General features: G+C 39.5%; 16 protein-coding genes. 3 read left to right on the top strand and 13 right to left on the bottom strand.

Going from position 1 to position 19,176, the window contains the following annotated elements:
• Positions 1-5: 5 nt before the first annotated feature.
• From APS80_RS08445 to APS80_RS08430, 4 genes are read right to left on the bottom strand one after another with little or no spacing between them, the layout of a single operon-like run.
• Entirely contained in the window at positions 6-890 is an 885-nt protein-coding gene (locus APS80_RS08445; RefSeq protein WP_059107839.1) for an SIR2 family NAD-dependent protein deacylase, read from the bottom strand.
• Complete coding sequence (locus APS80_RS08440) at positions 883-1,668, bottom strand: protein-ADP-ribose hydrolase (protein ID WP_059107838.1); 786 nt, start codon at positions 1,666-1,668, stop codon at positions 883-885. The genes APS80_RS08445 and APS80_RS08440 overlap by 8 nt, the downstream gene beginning before the upstream one ends.
• Before the next feature lie 3 nt (positions 1,669-1,671).
• The gene (locus APS80_RS08435; RefSeq protein WP_059107837.1) at positions 1,672-2,010 is read right to left on the bottom strand and encodes a glycine cleavage system H family protein; all 339 of its coding nucleotides are present in this window, start codon (positions 2,008-2,010) and stop codon (positions 1,672-1,674) included.
• 18 nt (positions 2,011-2,028) lie between these two features.
• Positions 2,029-3,021: an LLM class flavin-dependent oxidoreductase gene (locus APS80_RS08430; RefSeq protein ID WP_059107836.1), complete on the bottom strand. Its 993-nt coding sequence runs from the start codon at positions 3,019-3,021 to the stop codon at positions 2,029-2,031.
• A gap of 246 nt (positions 3,022-3,267) precedes the next feature.
• On the opposite strand from APS80_RS08430, the gene APS80_RS08425 reads away from it, so the two are divergent.
• Entirely contained in the window at positions 3,268-4,458 is a 1,191-nt protein-coding gene (locus tag APS80_RS08425) for an NADH-dependent flavin oxidoreductase (RefSeq protein WP_059107835.1), read from the top strand.
• Between the two features lie 102 nt (positions 4,459-4,560).
• On the opposite strand, the gene APS80_RS08420 is transcribed toward APS80_RS08425, so the two are convergent.
• The 4 genes from APS80_RS08420 to APS80_RS08405 form a co-directional block, all read right to left on the bottom strand.
• Complete coding sequence (locus APS80_RS08420) at positions 4,561-4,881, bottom strand: nuclease A inhibitor family protein (RefSeq protein WP_059107834.1); 321 nt, start codon at positions 4,879-4,881, stop codon at positions 4,561-4,563.
• 169 nt (positions 4,882-5,050) lie between these two features.
• Positions 5,051-5,590 (bottom strand): TetR/AcrR family transcriptional regulator, encoded by a 540-nt coding sequence (locus tag APS80_RS08415; protein ID WP_059107833.1) that lies wholly within the window; start codon positions 5,588-5,590, stop codon positions 5,051-5,053.
• Positions 5,591-5,945: 355 nt separating this feature from the next.
• Positions 5,946-6,881 carry a glycine betaine ABC transporter substrate-binding protein gene (locus tag APS80_RS08410; RefSeq protein ID WP_059107832.1) on the bottom strand — a complete coding sequence of 312 codons (936 nt, stop codon included), beginning with the start codon at positions 6,879-6,881 and terminating at the stop codon, positions 5,946-5,948.
• Between the two features lie 17 nt (positions 6,882-6,898).
• Positions 6,899-9,466, bottom strand: coding sequence for an MMPL family transporter (locus tag APS80_RS08405; RefSeq protein ID WP_059107831.1), 2,568 nt, complete (start codon positions 9,464-9,466; stop codon positions 6,899-6,901).
• A gap of 405 nt (positions 9,467-9,871) precedes the next feature.
• Here APS80_RS08405 and APS80_RS08400 point away from each other — a divergent pair, with 405 nt between their 5' ends.
• Positions 9,872-10,945, top strand: a complete 1,074-nt coding sequence (locus APS80_RS08400) for a YkvI family membrane protein (protein WP_059107830.1) — start codon at positions 9,872-9,874, stop codon at positions 10,943-10,945.
• A gap of 51 nt (positions 10,946-10,996) precedes the next feature.
• Here APS80_RS08400 and APS80_RS08395 read toward each other — a convergent pair whose 3' ends face one another.
• The 4 genes from APS80_RS08395 to APS80_RS08380 all read right to left on the bottom strand — a co-directional run bounded on the left by APS80_RS08395 (position 10,997) and on the right by APS80_RS08380 (position 16,180).
• The gene (locus APS80_RS08395; RefSeq protein WP_059107829.1) at positions 10,997-12,703 is read right to left on the bottom strand and encodes an ABC-ATPase domain-containing protein; all 1,707 of its coding nucleotides are present in this window, start codon (positions 12,701-12,703) and stop codon (positions 10,997-10,999) included.
• 137 nt (positions 12,704-12,840) lie between these two features.
• On the bottom strand, positions 12,841-13,719 hold the full coding sequence (locus APS80_RS08390; protein WP_059107828.1) for a CobW family GTP-binding protein: 879 nt from the start codon (positions 13,717-13,719) through the stop codon (positions 12,841-12,843).
• 17 nt (positions 13,720-13,736) lie between these two features.
• The gene (locus APS80_RS08385; protein ID WP_059107827.1) at positions 13,737-15,077 is read right to left on the bottom strand and encodes a nucleoside recognition domain-containing protein; all 1,341 of its coding nucleotides are present in this window, start codon (positions 15,075-15,077) and stop codon (positions 13,737-13,739) included.
• On the bottom strand, positions 15,071-16,180 hold the full coding sequence (locus APS80_RS08380) for an NAD(P)/FAD-dependent oxidoreductase (protein ID WP_059107826.1): 1,110 nt from the start codon (positions 16,178-16,180) through the stop codon (positions 15,071-15,073). Before APS80_RS08380 ends, APS80_RS08385 begins: the two co-directional genes overlap by 7 nt.
• Positions 16,181-16,386: 206 nt before the next feature.
• On the opposite strand from APS80_RS08380, the gene APS80_RS08375 reads away from it, so the two are divergent.
• A complete protein-coding gene (locus tag APS80_RS08375) occupies positions 16,387-17,991 on the top strand; it encodes a xylulokinase (RefSeq protein ID WP_059107825.1) in 1,605 nt (534 codons plus the stop codon).
• A gap of 131 nt (positions 17,992-18,122) precedes the next feature.
• Here the strand turns inward: APS80_RS08375 and APS80_RS08370 are convergent.
• A partial coding sequence (locus APS80_RS08370) for a GA module-containing protein (protein ID WP_059107824.1) occupies positions 18,123-19,176 on the bottom strand: 1,054 nt, incomplete at its 5' end.

The raw sequence follows: 19,176 nt of genomic DNA, 5'->3' as shown, positions 1-19,176 counted from the left end.
CACTCCTATTGTTTCAATCTTTGATTTGCATCTTGAATTAACATCGAAATATCATCGGTTAAATGTATCGTACGTTCTCGAATGGGTTGTGGAATGCGATACGCTTTTTTATTCATTGTCATAAAGACAGCATCGGGATTCTTCCGTGTCATGCGTTGGAATGGATGCTTTACAAATTGTGGTGTGGTATAGCCGATACCAATTTCAAGATAAAGCACTTTACCCGTTTCGTGTTGTGCTAAGAATGCATTATAACGATCCAATTGCGCATGGAAATCAGCATCTTCGACCATACCCACTTGCGCTTTACGTTTGTTAATTTCCATCGGTGCATCACATTTTGGACAATGTGGAATCAACTCTCTGGGTACTTTCATATCTTCTTGTTGTTCCACCATTTGTAAGATCGCCTCATCATCGCGATACGTTTGTGCGTGGCAGTGCTGGCTACATTGCCATAAAATATATTCCCCTTGAATGTGAAATACTTTATCTAAATCATAATCTGCCACCGCAAAAGCATTGTCCGCATTTGTAGTAATAATGTGATACGGTTTCGTTTCTAACATTTCTTTCAATGCGACATAAGAAGGCCCCACAGCTTGGTCTAGATAATTAAGCTTCACAAAGCGACTTTCAAAGGCCCAATATTCCTGCCAACTTGGGAAGGGATGTAAGCTTGCTTGTAACATATCAAAGAAGCCATATTTCTCAATGAAATCTGGAAAGTTTTTCGTGAAGCGTTCGCCTGTATAGGTGAAGCCATCTGCTGAAGACATCCCAGCCCCGATACCTACAACGACTGCATCCGCTTCTCTAATCGCTTCAGCAAGCACGGCTGACTGCGATTGATCTTCCATATTTAGTGCGTTCCACTTTGCGTTAGTCATACTGCGTGAGTGCCTCCTTATACAACTCATAATCTTCATCTGAAAAGACATTGAATATCACTTGGATATCAGAGCCTGTTTCTGCTTTATATGCGAGGACCGTATCGATGGCAATCTTAACGGCTTCATCTTGCGGAAATCCAAACACCCCAGTTGAAATACAGCAAAACGCAATGTGATTAAGGTCGTTTTCATCCGCGACTTTCAAACAACTTTGATAGCATCGAGCAAGTAAATCTCGATTCATCTTGGACACAGGATAGTGCTGAACTTGTGGCCCTACCGTATGAATGACATACGAAGATGGCAGGTTATAAGCGGAAGTGATCTTCGCTTTACCTACCCCTTCTTTTTTACCTTGGTCTTGGATGATCTCTTCACAAGCTAATCGAAGTTGAACCCCTGCTTTAGTATGGATCGTGTTATCGATACAAGCATGGTTCGGTTTAAAGCAACCTAATAAACGACTGTTCGCTGCATTTACGATGCCATCCACTTCGAGTCGCGTGATATCCCCTTGCCACAAGTAAATATCATCATGTAACACTGGATTGAGTGACGCGAAAGAGACAGGATCTGCTTGATTCAATGTTTGAAGGTAAGCGTCCTGTACTTCTAAAAATTTGTCATTGATTGGTTCAGGCGGTCTTACATTCACTAAACCACGGAACATACGCCACTGTGCGTGTGGATCAGTTGGATAGTCTAACGGGGCCTCCCCGTTTGCTTCTTGCCATAGATATTCAACTAAATAGGCAAGTCTTTCACTTTGCTTCATCTATTAGTCCTCTGCGTTTTCTAATTTATCGAATGCCGCTTCATCTACATTTTCTAATTTAACGAGCCAATTTTCTTCTGGTTTTTCAGAGTTAAGTAATTCTGGTTCGTCTTCTGCTTTCGTATTACGTTCAACGATTTTACCAGCTAGTGGAGATTGAACGTCTAATACTGTTTTAGATGCTTCGATACTCACGATTTCGTCATCAACTTCAACTTCGTCTTTATCCATAAATGATACGAAACCAACTGTACCTACATCATCTTGAAGTTCGGGTGTCATGCGATAAACGTATTGATTACCTTCTTGTTCAACCCATAAATAATTTGCTAATTTTTTCATAAACTATCTCTCCTTTTTTTATGACATCATCGCTTTAGCAATCGCTTTAACTGTACGACGACGTGTTTCTATATCTGAAATTAATGGTGCGAAGAGTACTTCGTCTGCTTGATTTGCTTCAATTAAACGTTCTATTTGTGGTCGAATCGTTTCTTCTGTCCCCACAATGATACTTGCGAGTTGTGCTTTGATACGTTCTTTTTCCTCATCCGTTAAAATATAATCAGCTGCTGTCTCTATAGAAGGGAACTGCTTGAATTCGGCAAAGCTTTGTTTACCGAGTAACCAAACGCCTAAAGCATGGGCAAGTTGCTCAGCGTGTGTTTCATTTTCTCCGACAATAATAAATGTCGTAGCCATCACTTTGGATTGGCTAAAGATAGGTGACGATTTAAATTGTTCTCTGTATAATCGATTGCTTTGTTGTGCCTGATCGATATGCGCTTGGTCTGGTAATAAAAATGTACCAAAAGTATAGCCTAAGCCAAGCTCTGCTGCCGTTTTTGCTGATCGTTCGCCAATGCTTAACAACCACATTTCTGGTGTCCGTTCATTGCGTGGTTGAACAATGACTTCATCTTGTTGATTTGTAAGGTATTCATATAACTGATGAATACTTGTTAGATAATTGTCAGCAGCATTTTCACGATCTTGCATCGCTGCTTGCACTTGAGGCGTACCGGCATTATTACCGATACCGATATCCACTCGATTTGGATAGAAAGCCTCTAACATGCGCATATTTTCTGCGACTTTAAAGGGACTATAATGCGGTAACATCACACCGCCAGATCCAATACGAATCGAAGATGTTTGAGATAACATCTGCATCATTAAGAGTTCTGGACTCGGACATGCAAATGCGGGAACATTATGATGTTCTGTCACCCAAAAACGTTTGAATCCCAATTGATCAGCGAGTTTCGCTAATTCGACAGTCTTTTTCACTGCGTCTTCTGAATTTTTCCCTTCGTCTACGAGCGCATAATCTAAAATGCTATATTCAACCATTTCATCATCTCCATCGTGGTGACGCTTCCTGTTGTGTCGTCACACTCAAAATATAAATCGCCTCGTCTTAGATATATATGCCCTTACTATATAAAATATCGAATTGTGCAAGAAAAGTTAAATATTTCGTTTTAAAAATGTATTAAAATTAACAATAAATCAACATTTATGTGTTATGGATTGTGAATCATGTTTCCTAATGATAGGTTAAAGGTAATAACACATTCATTTTAAAGGGGTAATTCCATGGCACAATATGAAGCACTACTTAAACCAATCACACTTCCAAATGGGCAACAGTTAACGAATCGGTTCGTCTTATCACCGATGACGCCCAATGCCGCAACAGCTGATGGATACGTAACCCAAGAAGAACTCGACTATGCCTCACGACGTTCGAACACTGCAGCACTTCAAATCACTGGGGGTGCTTACATCGAACCCTATGGTCAATTATTTGAATATGGTATTAGTGCGATGGATGAATCTTATCTACCAGGTTTGACTCAACTCGCAAAAGCGATGAAACAAGATGGCAATACAGCCATCCTTCAACTTGCACACCCTGGTCGCTTTTCCACTCAATCCATTTACAAATATGAAACAGTATACGGACCGAGTGAGATGACGTTACATTCACCTATCCCGCACAAAGTACGCAGTATGTCTGAAGAAGATATTAAACAAGTGATTGAGCGCTTTAAAAATGCGACTGCACTTGCGATTGATGCCGGATTTGATGGCGTCGAAATTTCAGCTGCACAACGCTTACTCATCCAAACGTTCTTCTCAACATTTTCAAATCAACGTACGGACAAATATGGTGCTGATAGCCTGGAAAATCGCGCAAGATTTAGCTTAGAAGTGCTAGAAGGTGTTCAAGACGTTATTCATGACAAAGCGCCTGGAGATTTTATCCTAGGTTTTAGAGCGACGCCAGAAGAAGAACGTGGCAGTCAAATCGGTTATTCCATCGAAGAATTCAATCAGTGGATCGATTGGATTATGGAACGCGTGAATATCCAATATTTAGCAATCGCTAGTTGGGGACGGAATATTTATAAAAAAACAGTGCGCTCTTCTGGTAAACATCAAGGCCGTTATCTCAACGACGTAGTCTATGAACATTTAAATGGACGTATCCCATTAATCGCCAGTGGTGGTATTAACACACCGGATAAGGCTTTAGAAGCGCTCCAATACTCAGATATGGTTGGAATGTCTTCTCCATTTGTCACAGAGCCAGATTTTGTACAGAAATTAATAGAAGACCGCCCACAAGATATCGATTTACACGTAAAACCCGAAGAATTACAAGATTTAGCCATCCCGCATGCTGCCTTCAAAGACATCGTACAGATGATGGACTATGGTGAAGGCTTGTCTAAAGATACGAGAGACGAACTGCGCAAACTAGAAAATAACTACGATGACTAATAAGTAGTAAATATGATTGAAAGCATTAAAAAAGGCGAAGACATCTCAGGTCATTTTAGTACCTGCTGTCTTCGCCCTTTTTGATTGGCTTGAGTTATGTTGTTACATAAATTGAGAGCCGACTCTAAAGATGACGATTAGTGCAATAGCAATTCCTAAAATAATCGTCACGATTTTAAAACGTTTGCTCTCAGCTTTTTCTTCTTCTTTAATTTCTTTTTCTTCTTTTAAATACTGTAAGAGCTCTGCTTCAATTTCTTCATCTGTCGGATTTTCATTGTCATTAGATGTTTCCGCATGTTTCGCTGCCACACGTTGTTCCGCTTTTTCAATGACTTCTGATTCATAGTCAGATTTAGATGGTTGTTCTTGGTTATTTTCGTCATTTACTTCGTTCGTTTGTTTATTGTTTTCTTTCTCCATTAGAAGTACCTCACTTTAAACTTGTACGATTTCATTTTATTCTTTTCTATTACATTATAACAAAATAATTGTTGTTTCCAGCAACTTATATTTTGAATCTTAATCGAATAGGCTTCAATGTGTTTAAAACCATACGGTCTGTCGCTTTAGCAGACGACACAAACCTCATCTATTTTCGCTCGATTTGATCCAGTGTCTGAAGCACTTCGTCCAACGTATAATCATATTGGTTGTTGAGCCATTGTCGCATCACTTCAATAATGCCGCTTCCAAAGAAGTCACTCGCCATTTTTGGATAAATGGATTGACGGATTTGGCGCGAAATAAAGTTATCATGTTCGTAAGCGCCTTGATAAATGAGTCGGCTCGCTACACGGGTCAGTTCTTGATAAAATTCATTTTGCTTAGACGATACAATCAGATGCTTAAATAACGTCTGATTTTTATTGACGAGTTTAACTAAGGATTTGAGCATGGCCGCTTCATCTGGGCCTTGCATTTCGTTTGTAATGTCTTCCCCGAGTTCCTCAGCCAAATGGTAAAGTAAATCATATTTATCTTCAAAATATCGATAAAATGTACTCCGATTGATTTCTGCAGCACCACATATCTGTTGAACAGTGATGGAGTCAAAATGATAATCTTGTAATAAATCAAAGGTTGTACGGATAATGTGTTGCACTGTTCGTTTTTGAGTTGGTGTTTCCATCGTTTAACCCCCTTCATAATGGTGCTATGTATGATCAATGTGCCAAAAACGTGCGTGGATGAATTAGCCGTTGGGTTATTCATTTTCACGGCGATCATGTTTCATCGCTTGAGACGACACAAAGCATTTCATGATCTATTTTATATGGTCATTTCTTGGCTGTATGCACTTTTCCCTCATACTCTTGTATAAAACTAAAAACTTTATTTGGATTGATGTCAACTTATATCTATCTTAGTGAATCAGATGAAATCTCAACAACTTCCTCCATCGATTCAATTTGAAAGTGGCTCATCATTTTCCCTACATAAAAAAACGCCTCACTAAAGTGTTAGTGAGGCGAGTCTATCCTTATTTATGATTCGATATCTTTCAACCATTCGTCTACTTTATGATCATGATCATCTACATAATCTTTTGCGACTTGTTCAGGATTTTTACGATCGACAAATATTTTTTTCGCTAAATCTTTTTCATCACTTTGACTCCAGTCATCTGCCATTCTAGTTGTAATAGTATAGGCAGCTGGATGTCTGTCTTTAAAGTTTTGATTAAATACGAGATCGATATGTTGGTTTGTATCACCGTATATTTTGTCAGGATCTTTCAACATTTTATAGTCAGTTTCTTCATGTAACCAATGCGGTTTCATCGCTGTGAATAAGATTGGTTTTTGTTGTTGATGTGCTTGTTGAATGGCTTTAAATTGGTCCTGATCAGAACTACTATTCAATTTGTAATCTTTAAGATCATCTTCGCCAATTGTATTTTTCGTTTCTTTCATGACGCCATTACGTTTATCTGTACCTTCAATTTCATGATTGACCGCTTTTCCAAAGTCATTGTCCTCTTTTAGGTCTGCGATAGAATCTATGTCACTTACATATTTAGGGACAGCGAGTCCAACTTGTACATTTTCAATCAAGTGATGTTGATCATATAAAGTAAGGTCATCTTTAAACTGATTGTAGTACGCTTTATCCGTTGAAGGGAAAATGCCTGATGCGTGGAATGCATTTTCATCTTCTGAAACGGACGCATACATGGGTCCACTCGCAGTCACAGGGGTCGTCGTTACATCGTAGCCTGCTTTTTTCAACACCTCAGCCATTACGAGTGAGCGTGCGGCTGAATTATCGGTCGCAATATAGGGAATGTCTATTTCTTTTTCGCCGATTGATGTACCTTCTGTTTGTGCTGAACTGTCATCTTGACTACAAGCACTCAACACGAGCGCTAAAGCTAACGTCATGATTAACCCAAAGGCTTTTAAATTCAGGTGCTTAAACATTCAGTATTTCCTCCTTATTAAGATTTTCGGTTTAACTCATCAAAGAGTTCATTACGCAATGTTTGGAGCTTACGCACATATTGTTCGTAAATTTCTGGTTGGTGTTGACGGGCATATAACATTAACGCATTGAATAAGATATCATCGTCTTCTGTTTCAGCTGCTAGCGCTTGGTAAAGTTTAGATGATTGTGCTTGCTGATCCACTTCTGATGCTCCTCGTGAACGATGTGTTTGTTCCATTGATGCTTGAGGTACGTCGTTCGTTGATTGTGTATACGCTGCTTCGTAGTCAATATTTTCCGGGTGGTCCGTGGATGCTTGTCGTACCTCATGAGTTTGATCTGTTGCGTGAGATTCCGCTTCGACTTGGCTTTCGCTATGGTCAGAAATTGAGGTACGTTCTTGAGCTGTAATATCTGCATCGCCCTCTGTGGCATAAACGGGTTCTAACGCTTTCCCTTCGACATCAATTTTCGGTAGCACACGTTGTAACCATTTAGGCAAGTACCATGACGCATGGCCAAACAATTTAGTCAATGCTGGGATTAACGTCATACGTACGATAAAGGCATCAAAGAGTACCCCAAATGAGAGAGAGCCCCCGATAGATTTGATCGTTTGGTCTTCTTGGAAAACGAATGCGAAGAACACACTGAACATAATTAGTGCTGCTGCAACGATAACCGGTCCACTTTCTTGGATACCCACGCGGATCGCATGGTCATTATCACCTGTCTTACCATATTCTTCGTGCACACGTGTCATTAAGAAGAGTTCGTAGTCGATAGCGAGACCGAAGAGCAGTCCAATCGTGACGACCGGTAAGAATGCGAGGACTGGTGCCGTTTGATCAATACCAAACAAGCCAGCCATAAAGCCATCTTGCATGACTAATGTCGTAAAGCCGAGTGTCGCACCGAGTGTTAAGACAAATCCGAGTACGGCTTTTAATGAAACTAATAGAGAGCGGAAGACAAACATTAATAGAATGAATGCTAAACCTACGATGACACCCGCAAAGACAGGAATCGCATTGTTAAGTTTTTGAGACATATCAATGTTGATGACACTTTGTCCTGAAATTTCAGTACTGAAATCATATTTTTCTTTTGCTTGGCTCGCAAAATCACGTAAGTCTTTTGTTAATTCACTTGTAGATTCTGCATTAGGTCCTTCTTCAGGAATGATCGCCATCAACGCATAATGATTGTCGCCATTCAATTGTGCTTCAGTCACGGAATCCACATGATCGATATCACTGATATCATCTCTCATATTATTTAAATCACGTTTAATTTGATCTTCACTGCCACCGTCTTTGGTATTGACTAACATGACAATTTGACCGTTATAACCTTCACCAAAGTTATCTGAAACAAGTTCGTACGCTTTATGTTGTGAAGAATTTTCAGGTTGAATACTGTCGTCCGGCATACCTAAACGCATGTGACTCATTGGAAGTAAGGCTACGATCAGAATGATTAAACTTAAGATCGTCGCTATCCAAGGTTTACCGACAATGAAGTTTGCCCATGGGTTACCTTTATCAGTTGCGGGATCTTTCGACTTTCCTTTTAATTTAATTCGTTTATGGAAAATGCTAATCAATGCTGGTAACAGTGTCAGTGCAGCAAGTACTGCAAAGAGGACACTGAGTGCTGAAGCAAAGCCCATCGTTGTAAGGAAATCGATACCGACTAGAGAAAGACCACATACAGCCATCATGACCGTGACCCCTGCGAAGATGACAGCACTACCTGCTGTACCTACTGCAAGCCCAATCGCTTCCATCGGTTCTGTACCTTTTTTCGCAAACTCTTTATAACGGAAGAGAATAAAGAGTGAATAGTCGATACCAACTGCGAGCCCGATCATGACTGCAAGGGTTAATGTCGTATTTGGAATGTCTGCAACAAACGTCAGTAATGAAATAATACCGACACTTGAACCGAGTCCAATTAATGCACTGATGATTGGCATACCCGCTGCAATTAATGAACCAAAGGTAATTAATAAGATAACAAACGCAACGATAATACCTACGAGCTCTGAATTACCGCCAATGTCAGAACTTACCCCTGCTTGGTCGGTTTGTTCAATTTGAATGTTATGATCTGCTTTCACATCATCCAATTCATTATTGATGATTTTCTTAGATGAATCCTGCATCGCAGTTTGACTCACCACATAGTGAATATCTGCGATTGCTGTATTTTCTTCGTCGTTCACTTGTCCAGTTTCATAAGGATTAGAAATATTTTGGACGTAATCATCATTTTGTCTGATTTGGTCCAATGCCTCTTCTATATCCTTTTTCGTATCCTTATCAGTGATGCCTTTTTCTTTATCTGAGTGGAAGACAAGCCGCATCGTTGCCTTTTCACTATCCTGATGGAATTCTTTACTGATTTTTTCATTCGTGTCGAGCGATTTTAGCCCGTTCATTGTGAGGTCATTATCAAATTTAGGTGTATGTAATATCAACGGCGTGATAATGACACCGAGGACGACGAGCCATACAATGACACTTAACCATTTATTCTTAGCAATAAACCGTCCTAATTTATACAATAGTTTTGCCAAGTCAGTCCCTCCTATTTTGAAATTGATGTTGTTTTTGTAAATTTAGCGCTTTTAAAACACGAGGCTTACATGTGTTTCAAAATTACAACACCTAATCTAACAGCATTCAAAGCACGTTAACACCATTAATTTAAATGATATGTTGTAAAGTGCGACACATAGAAGAAAATTTTGTATTTTTAATGAATGTGTTTTTGAGGACAGTAAAAATTAATCGACAAATCACCTTGTCGTGTTCATTAGTGAAAAACAATTTTTTTACAATTTAATTAAAGCGTAGCACAAAATATTTGTGTAATAGGTGATTTAACTTGCAAATTGATTATTTATGAAAAAATAAGTTTTCTCAATGTGTTAAGCATATTATTATTCCATTATTATTTTAAGAAAGGAGCTTATATAATAATGAGTAAAGATAATAAAGCAGCTTTCCGTATTGTACTTGCGTATCTCAGTTTTATCGTAGGGGCAGGCTTTACGACTGGCCAAGAACTACTACAGTTCTTCGTTAATTACGGGAACTATGCTTACCTAGGTGCCATCCTTACAGCCATTATTGTCATGTTTGGTACCCGGCAAATTTCTAAATTAGGTTATCGTTTAGATGCAGATACATATGAAATTTCACTTCACCATATTTTCGGTAAAGTGTTTGGAACAATCATCGACTACTTAGTCATCTTCTTCTTATTTGGTTTAACCGTCATGATGGTAGCTGGCGGAGGATCCGCATTAAACCAAGGCTTTGATGTACCAATCTGGATTGGCTCTCTCGCAATCATTATCCTATTATTTATCGTTTTACAATTGAATTTCGACCGGATCATTACATTATTAGGATTTGTGACTCCATTTTTAGTCATCGCAGTGCTTATCATTGCAGGCTACAACATTCTTAATCCAACGATTCACTTTGATGAAGTGGCACAGCACATTCAACCCTCGAAAGCTTCAGGACCGTATTGGTGGTGGGAAGCGATTATTTACGGCGGTGTGATTATTGGTAATAGTTTCAGCTTCTTAACGATTATCGGTAATGACGCGATCAGTCACAAAACCGCTAGACGTGGCGCATTTTACGGTGGACTTGCTTTCAGTCTATTACTCCTCATCATGATTGGTGGATTATTAGCTAACATTCAAAATGCGAACAGTGTCGATATTCCAACACTACTCTTAGCTAACGATATTCATCCATGGTTAGGTATACTCATGTCAGCCGTTATGGTCGGTGTTATCTTTAATAGCTGTATCGGTATGTTATATCCATTCCTTACACGCTTTACAAAACCAAGATCTACGAAATATAAACTGTTACTCGTCGTATCACTCATACTTGCATTTGTATTAAGCTTTGTTGGTTTCGTTGATTTAGTGAATTATGTCTTTACCCTATTTGGTTATATCGGTTTAATTATTACTTTAGCGTTACTTATTAGATGGATTTATAACAAATTCACAGATAAAAAACTCATGTAACATAAAAAGGCGTTTTATTTCCCGGGGAATAAAACGCCTTTGTTATACTCATTATGATTTGACTTTCAGTTGACGATATCGATTGAGTGTACCGATAAATTCTTGTTTTCGAGGTAGTGCTAAATTACCTGGATGGCCTAAATGCGGTACAACAGCACTTAAACCATGTGTTTCAATATAGTGATACAACTCGTCAACCGCTTCAGACATTGGTTGTTGTTGGTTCATCATTTCATGATGGAAGTAACTTAACATAGCTGCAATCGCACGCACTTGATTCAAATCGACAAGCTGTTCTAAACCACTGATATCAATCGGATCTTTGCCATAAATAATTTGATGTAGCCCTTTCGCTTTAAAACGGTGTGCCTTTCCTTTGTGATTAAACGTCGAAGGCAATGCTACACGTTGTGGTAAATCTCCAAAGTGAGCTTCGTGTGTTTGTTGTTGACTCAATGCATCAGAAGCTGCAATGTCTTTAGCTTCTTCTGTCACATCTTTCAAATGATATTCATCCATCATCAACACTTGATCTGCCACTTCAAAGTAATCTCCTGAACCACCAACAATTAATATGGTAGAAACTTGATAATCCTCATATAAAGCTTTCACTTTATGAGAAAATGGTGTAATGGGCTCTTTTTCAGGCGCGATTAAACGCTGCATTCGACTGTCACGGATCATGAAGTTGGTCGCTGACGTATCTTCATCGATTAATAAGAGTTGCGCTTGTGCTTCTAATGCTTCCATCACATTAGCTGCTTGCGATGTACTGCCGCTCGCATTTTCAGTTGAAAATTGTGTCGTATCTTTATGCGCAGGCAGATTATCGATAAATGGTGATATGTTCACTTTTTCAATACTTCGTCCATCTTCGGCACGTATTTTCATCGCATCATGACGCGTCCACACGAATTCACGTCCGTCATTCAGAATATGGTTATACACGCCGCGTTCCAATGCTTCTAGCAAGGTAGATTTACCGTGATAGCCGCCACCAACAATCAACGTAATCCCTTCAGGAATGGCCATCCCCGTAACGGTTTGGCTGCTCGGTAATGTAAGTGTGACTTCAAAGCGAGCAGGACTCTCAAATGGTACCGCATCAGACATCGGATGATCAGAAACACCACTACGACGTGGTAACACCGCTCCATTTGCGACAAACGCAATCCAGTGATTTTTTTCTAATTGTTGTCTGATATATTGTTGATCCTTCATCAAGATCACTTGTTGTGCTAATGCATCCTGATCTAACTGTTGATAGATTAAGCCCTTCTTCACGACGGCAGGCAACATGTCTATCAGTGTTTTTACTGCAGGTTTCCCTAAAATTTTACGACCCGCAGCAGGCATACCGACCTCAAGACGTACTTCAATATGTGAGTCATCAAACACGACAGACGTCCGTGTTAACATCTCCTGACCACAGTGATCAATAAAGATTTGGCCTGCTTTTCGGTCATGACTGTTTTGATGATTGACATCATGTATGGCCTGTTCGACAGCACGGGTTAAGAAATCAGCAACTGCGATTCTTTTCGCTTTATCATCTAACAAGTGCTCTGGAAAACCCGCCACATCGCGATCGATAATGAGGCGCATTTTAGAAGGAGACGCAAAAGGATCTGCTTGAATATGATCCACTACAAGACGAAACTGCTCAAATTGGTACTGTCCTTTCAATCGTTTATAAGCCCCATATTTTTGGCCGTCCAACTGATGTAACATTTGTTTAAGATCTTGCGCTTGTTTCATAACATTTCCTCCGATTTCACTCTCTCTATATCTGTCATTTAATCTATACATATCTTAACGTAATGCGGATTGTGCTTCAAAATGAGCAATATCATAAAAAACGGATGAGCCACACCTTTAAGGCGGGCTCATCCGTGTTATTGATTAAAAAGGGGTAAATCGAGATCTGTACCAATCGCCACTAAATAAAGTGGCACTTCAGCAGATAGTTCAATCGGTGAAAGTTCGATTTCTCCTTGTGCGTATTGGACCAAATAGATATGCGGTCCATTTTGAAAGCGTACAAAACCTTTGATCCTAAAGATTGTCTTCGGCATGGATTCTAGTTGATGTATAAACTGATCTTTTTGGAGAGGATCAGGCAAGTCCACATATCGGTGTCCAATGCCTTCGTGATGTGTTCCATGATCCTTTGTAGCCACATAATCAGGCTGAAGCAACGCTTTAAGCGGAAGCTCTCCATAAGTGCCAACCCTAATATCCGCTGATTCATTAATCACTTCAAGATCACATAGGAGTTTCGCCGTGTGATCCATTTCCACAAGATCAATCTTATTCACAAAGAGTGTGGAACAATGATGAAGTTGTTCATAAAACAATCCTTGAATCTCTTTAGGATAGGATTGAATCGATTTGTACATCTTCGCATCCACAATGCCTAAAATGCTGCGAATCGTCGTAATGGGTGCAAGCACAGGTGTCAAACAGGCATCGACGACAGCAATCGGTTCAGCAACCCCGCTACATTCAATAAAAACGATATCAGGTTGGTGTGTTAAGTAGAGTTGGTGAAGTTGTTGTGAAACATCGACTTTCATCGCGCAGCAGATACAACCGTCCACGATTTCATCCATCGGGACATTCGCATCGAGTAGCTTGCCATCGACACTCATTTTACCGAATTCATTCATAATTACTGCAGGCTTCAAATTATTGTCCAATGCATCTTGTACTAAATAGTTTAATGTCGTCGTTTTGCCTCCACCTAAGAATCCACCGATAATAATAATTTGCATGTGATACCCCTATCTTTTTATTGGAATAATGTAAATGCGATCGTAAATGTACCAAGTAAGACAATACAACATAATGACGTAATCATTTGTCTAGCTGTAATTTTAAAGCCTTCTAACCAACCGAGCTGACGAATCATCATCGTAATCGTCACAGAACATGCAGTAAAGGTTGAACTAAAGAAGACAAGTAACAATAGTTGCCAAGCTGATAAACTTTGAATGAGTGCGCCTCCATCCATGTTAAATAACAACATCCCGTCTTTACGTATCATTGAAAATAAAATACCTGGAGACAATTGCGTTGGAATATCTAATAACATCAAGATCGGTGTGAAAATATTAGAAATGATGTTTAAAATCGGCGTAAGCGCTAAGAAACTGACTACGATACAAATACCGATAAAAATCGGCAACGCTTGCACAACAAACATTTTAATACTATCTATCATCTGCACCCATAACCGCTTCATGTAAGGCCAGTGGATATCATGGTTAGGCGGAAACTGATTCATCGATAAAGACGGTTTGCCTTTATACCATAATTTATTATGAATAATACCACCTACAAAGACCATGATGAGATATGGCATGAAGAGCCAAGGTTGATGCGCTGCACTGAACACAGATAATGTCGCACCAATTTGGTAACTACAAGAAGAACCGAAACTAATTAAACTCATGCATTCTGTCTTTGTACATGCCGAACATTGGTGACCTGCTTGAGTAATCGCTGCAGCATTACAACCAAATCCTTCTAACAATGGAACAATGTCTGAACCATTTAACCCAATGGCCCTCATCGTCGGTTCGATTGACCAGACAACGTAACCCTTGAGTCCTGACTGATCAATGACTGCGACTGATAAACTAATCATGATCACAACAGGTAACGCCCATACGAGAGAATACGTACCGAGGGATAAGACACCATAATCTCCGAATAAGAAATGTTGTAACCAATCTGGTTGGAATAGTGGAAGTTGAGATAGTGACTCAATCCAGCTTTCAACATAGTTTCCTTGGAACCAATCTGAAAAATGATACGCCACAAACACAGGAAATGCGAACATGAGAAGGATGATCAACCACCCCAGTAAAGTCGCAAATGGTGTCGGACGATACTGCTTACTCTCATCGACGAAGTGTTGTAACTTATCTGTGACGTAGGCGCTATTCTCTGGTGACGAAGCCACACTTTGTTGTAATGAAATATCGAGTTTATGACGTAGGATATATCGTTTAAGGAGTCCTTGTTGACTGTCTGTTAATTTTTTATAATGTTTGAGCTTCAATGAATGGGGTTCATTTGGAATCGTACTCACGTGACCATTTCGTAAATCAAAAACAACTTCTAGCATGAGCAGTCCACTTCACAGCAACTGTAATCATCTAAATACATTTGGTTACTGCGATACGTTTCGATTAAACTTTGGTCGACCGGTAAGTCTTCCCGACCCATTAAAATATTCGCTAATACAGCAAAACGTGCTCTAAATTTATAAATATAACAAAGAATCGCTTCGTCATGACGAACTGTTGCACCGATTAAAAATACGTTTGGATAACGTGTGGATTCATCGAGTTCTGTAAGTTTGACTTCTCCATCGCGCACTGTAAATAACTGTTGAACTAACGGGTTACGTGTCACATCAAAGCCAGTGGCTATAATCGGTTCTGTCTTCGTTTCTCTTACGTGACCATTATTAAATGCCACTCGATAAGTGCCTCCATCTTTAGTAATACTACGTGCGTGATAACCGACATTCATTTCAATATGTGCACCTTGTTGAACTGCTTCACGTAAGCGTTGATGTGTATAAGGTGATAAGCGGATACTTGGATCCGCATCATCGTGATCGAATCCAGTCGTCAATGTATAAATCGATACATTAGCACCTCGTTTTCCTAAATGAATCGCAGCATCGAACGCACTTTCATTGCCTCCGATAACGACAAAATCATCTCCAGCTAACGTGTTGAAATCTTCTACTTCACTATAGTGTTGTCCATATTCAAACGGTTGATTTGGGAATGCAAAATCCCCTGTCGCTACGAATATGTAATCTGCTGTATATGTTCCTCTATTTGTTTCTACTTCGTAAATACCATTATTTTGTGTGACGTTTGTTACTTTTGTATAAGTCGCTACATCTATTTCATAATGTTGTGCCACGACTTCTAAATATTCCGCATAGGTTTCCCCTGAGACATGTTCTTCGTTGAAGGTAAAAGCGGGCGATGTCTCTTTTGAAATTGCATTCATATCGGGCATCCCAAAGCCGTTGGTTGTGAATGATGGAGTAATCGTCTTCGTAGATTTAGGCCAATTTTTAAATGAGTGGCCAATCGTGTCGCCTTCGATCACAAGTACATCATCCATGTTGAAATCTTGTAATGTGACGGCCATACCAATCCCTGCTGCACCTGCTCCAATTATAATTACACGACGATGCTGGTTCATCGTGACACTCCCTTCATCTTTAAATCGTAATTGTTACGATTTATAATTATAAATCTTATCAGCCTACTTTTCAATGATTAATATTTATGAATTGAATATTTTTAAACTGAAGATGACCTTAAACTTTAACTCATTTGTTTGTGACTCTAGGTGTGATTGTGGTAGGGTTTGGTTGAAATCGATTTCAAAAAGGTGTGAGAAGAAGCATGAATATAGAAGAAGGAAAGCGTTTAATAGACAACGGTGAACTCTCGGTTGGCATAGAATTTGGTTCGACGCGTATTAAGACTGTCGCTATCGATGTACAATGTCGAACACTTGCGACCGGTGCTTACGAATGGGAAAACGACTATAAAAATGGCTATTGGACCTATTCCATGAACGAGACATGGGTAGGATTGCAACAAAGTTATCTCGCTATGACTGAAGACTTGAAAGCGCAGTATCACACGCAATTAACACACATTGCTTCTCTCGGTATCAGTGGTATGATGCACGGCTACCTTGTCTTTGATGATAAAGACGACCTGCTCATACCGTTTCGAACGTGGCGCAATAACAATGCGAATCAAGCGGCACAGATCTTAAGGGAAGACTTCGACGTGAATATCCCTGAACGATGGAGCATCGCCCATCTCTATCAAGCTGCGATCGATCAAGAACCCCACGTCAAAAACGTTCAATATATGACCACATTGTCCGGTTACGTTCACTGGTACTTAACAGATGAACAAGTGATTGGTGTCGGAGATGCTTCAGGTATGTTCCCTATTGATCATACAACGCAAAGCTATCGTAAAGATCTGCTAGACCGGTTTAATCAATTATTTAAAGCACGTGGTTATACACAACAGATTGAAGACATCCTTCCAAAGGTAGTGACAGCCGGAGAACAAGCAGGCACTTTAACCGCGACTGGAGCCAAACTCATCGATCCACAAGGGTATCTTAAGCCTGGTTGTCCTTTATGTGCACCAGAAGGCGACGCAGCTACTGGTATGATCTCTACAAATAGTGTGGCACCCCGTACTGGGAATGTTTCAGCAGGTACAAGTATTTTCGCAATGATTGTGCTAGAAGAACCGATTCAAGCGCTCTATCCGGAAGTAGATAGCGTCATGACACCAGACGGCTACGAAGTTGCGATGATTCTTGCGAATAACTGTACGTCAGACATCAACGCTTGGATGCAGCTCTTTGAAGATGTACTACAGACATTTGGTGTAGATTATGATAAAGAAACACTTTTCACTAAACTATTTCAACAAGCACTTAAAGGTGATGACGATTTAGGAAAATTATTATCTTACGGTTATGTATCCGGTGAATTTATTACAGATGTGCCACAAGGTTACCCAATGTTCATACGCCAAGTAGACAGCAAATTGACTTTAGCTAACTTTATGAAAACATTGATTTATAGTGCGTTTGCGACTTTGAAAATTGGAATTGATTTACTCAAAGAGAACGAGCACATTCAGATTGATACAATGTTAGGTCATGGCGGTATTTTTAAAACTGAAAAAGTAGCACAATCATTTCTCGCTGCTGCGTTAGAGAGTCAAGTGAGTGTGATGCAAACCGCATCTGAAGGCGGTGCTTGGGGCATTGCTGCACTCGCACGTTATATCTTTGAATCTGATAGATATACATTATCTTCTTATTTAAAAGAGGTCGCTTTTGAGGATACTGAAGCCATCACAATCACACCGACTGACGATGATATCGCCAGTTTCCGAGACTACACTCAACGCTTTCAATCTGGGTTAGAATTAGAAAAACAAGCTGCAACATTGTTTGATAGAAAATAAAATTTTGAGCAGAGTGGCGTGGCCTACCCTCACATGTTATAGCAAGTTATACAAAATAAAACCAGCGGTCCTGATAACAGGAACCGCTGGTTTTTTATTAGTCTAATGCTTTCGGATATGAAGTTATTCTATTATTTGTTGTCTTCTTTGTTGTGACGACGTTTTCTGAAGAAGATGAGTGAGCCAAGTGCTGCAAATAATGTACCGAGTAGTGTGCTATTCGCAGCTGTGTTATCTGTTGTTTCACCAGTATCTGGTAATGTTTCGTTATCTTGACCATTTGAAGTGCTATCTGCATTTGATGCAGTTTGTTGTGCTTCGTTTACTGTATCAACCACTTCTTGGATTGTAGTGCTTTGATCAATTTGATAGTTGTAATGGTTTTGGTCACTTTCACTTAATGGTGAGCGATTGATAGCTTGATGGGCATCATGTTTCGCATTATCAATCTCGTCTTCTGAATGTTGTTTGATGTTTTGTAATGTCGCTTTATCAACTACTTTGTTAACGGCTTCAGATGTTGTTGCATCATCAATGTCATGTTTGTATTTATCTTTTTCAGCCGGTGTTAAGTTGTTGAGTTTATCGATGTTGGCTTTACCGTGTTTTTTCACACCGTCCAAGTCAGTATCTGTTGGTTTGTTTCCATGATGTTTATTATCTTCATCTTTTGCTTTATTGATGATGTTGTCGATTTCTTCTTTTGTTTTGGCATTGCCGATGTCATGTTTGTATTTATCTTTTTGTTGTTTGTTTAGATGTTTAAGATTATCGATGTCGTCTTTACCATGTTTTTTCACGCCGTCTAAGTCAGTATCTGTTGGTTTATTTCCATGGTGTTTGCTGTCTTCGTCTTTTGCTTTGTTGATGATGCTGTCGATTTCTTCTTTCGTTTTAGCGTTATCGATATCATGTTTATATTTGTCTTTTTGGTCTTGGCTTAGGTGTTTAAGTTTATCGACATTGTCTTTACCATGTTTTTTCACATCGTCTAAGTTAGTGTCTGTTGGTTTATTTCCATGATGTTTACTGTCTTCGTCTTTTGCTTTATTGATGATGTTGTCGATTTCTTCTTTGGTTTTCGCATCGTCGATGTCGTGTTTGTATTTGTCTTTTTCTTCTTGGCTCAAGTGTTTAAGATTGTCGATGCTGTCTTTACCTTGTTCTTTTGCTTTAGTTAAGCTT

The sequence above is a fragment of the Staphylococcus auricularis genome (genome assembly GCF_001500315.1).
Classification (GTDB): domain Bacteria; phylum Bacillota; class Bacilli; order Staphylococcales; family Staphylococcaceae; genus Staphylococcus; species Staphylococcus auricularis.
The sequence above is the reverse complement of the archived record's forward strand: the minus strand, read 5'-3'. Positions and strand labels throughout refer to the sequence as shown.

Coding starts and splice junctions, on each gene's coding strand:
- APS80_RS08445 (WP_059107839.1), bottom strand. CDS start 890: ATGACTAACGCAAAGTGGAACGCACTAAATATGGAAGATCAATCGCAG.
- APS80_RS08440 (WP_059107838.1), bottom strand. CDS start 1,668: ATGAAGCAAAGTGAAAGACTTGCCTATTTAGTTGAATATCTATGGCAA.
- APS80_RS08435 (WP_059107837.1), bottom strand. CDS start 2,010: ATGAAAAAATTAGCAAATTATTTATGGGTTGAACAAGAAGGTAATCAA.
- APS80_RS08430 (WP_059107836.1), bottom strand. CDS start 3,021: ATGGTTGAATATAGCATTTTAGATTATGCGCTCGTAGACGAAGGGAAA.
- APS80_RS08425 (WP_059107835.1), top strand. CDS start 3,268: ATGGCACAATATGAAGCACTACTTAAACCAATCACACTTCCAAATGGG.
- APS80_RS08420 (WP_059107834.1), bottom strand. CDS start 4,881: ATGGAGAAAGAAAACAATAAACAAACGAACGAAGTAAATGACGAAAAT.
- APS80_RS08415 (WP_059107833.1), bottom strand. CDS start 5,590: ATGGAAACACCAACTCAAAAACGAACAGTGCAACACATTATCCGTACA.
- APS80_RS08410 (WP_059107832.1), bottom strand. CDS start 6,881: ATGTTTAAGCACCTGAATTTAAAAGCCTTTGGGTTAATCATGACGTTA.
- APS80_RS08400 (WP_059107830.1), top strand. CDS start 9,872: ATGAGTAAAGATAATAAAGCAGCTTTCCGTATTGTACTTGCGTATCTC.
- APS80_RS08395 (WP_059107829.1), bottom strand. CDS start 12,703: ATGAAACAAGCGCAAGATCTTAAACAAATGTTACATCAGTTGGACGGC.
- APS80_RS08390 (WP_059107828.1), bottom strand. CDS start 13,719: ATGCAAATTATTATTATCGGTGGATTCTTAGGTGGAGGCAAAACGACG.
- APS80_RS08385 (WP_059107827.1), bottom strand. CDS start 15,077: ATGCTAGAAGTTGTTTTTGATTTACGAAATGGTCACGTGAGTACGATT.
- APS80_RS08380 (WP_059107826.1), bottom strand. CDS start 16,180: ATGAACCAGCATCGTCGTGTAATTATAATTGGAGCAGGTGCAGCAGGG.
- APS80_RS08375 (WP_059107825.1), top strand. CDS start 16,387: ATGAATATAGAAGAAGGAAAGCGTTTAATAGACAACGGTGAACTCTCG.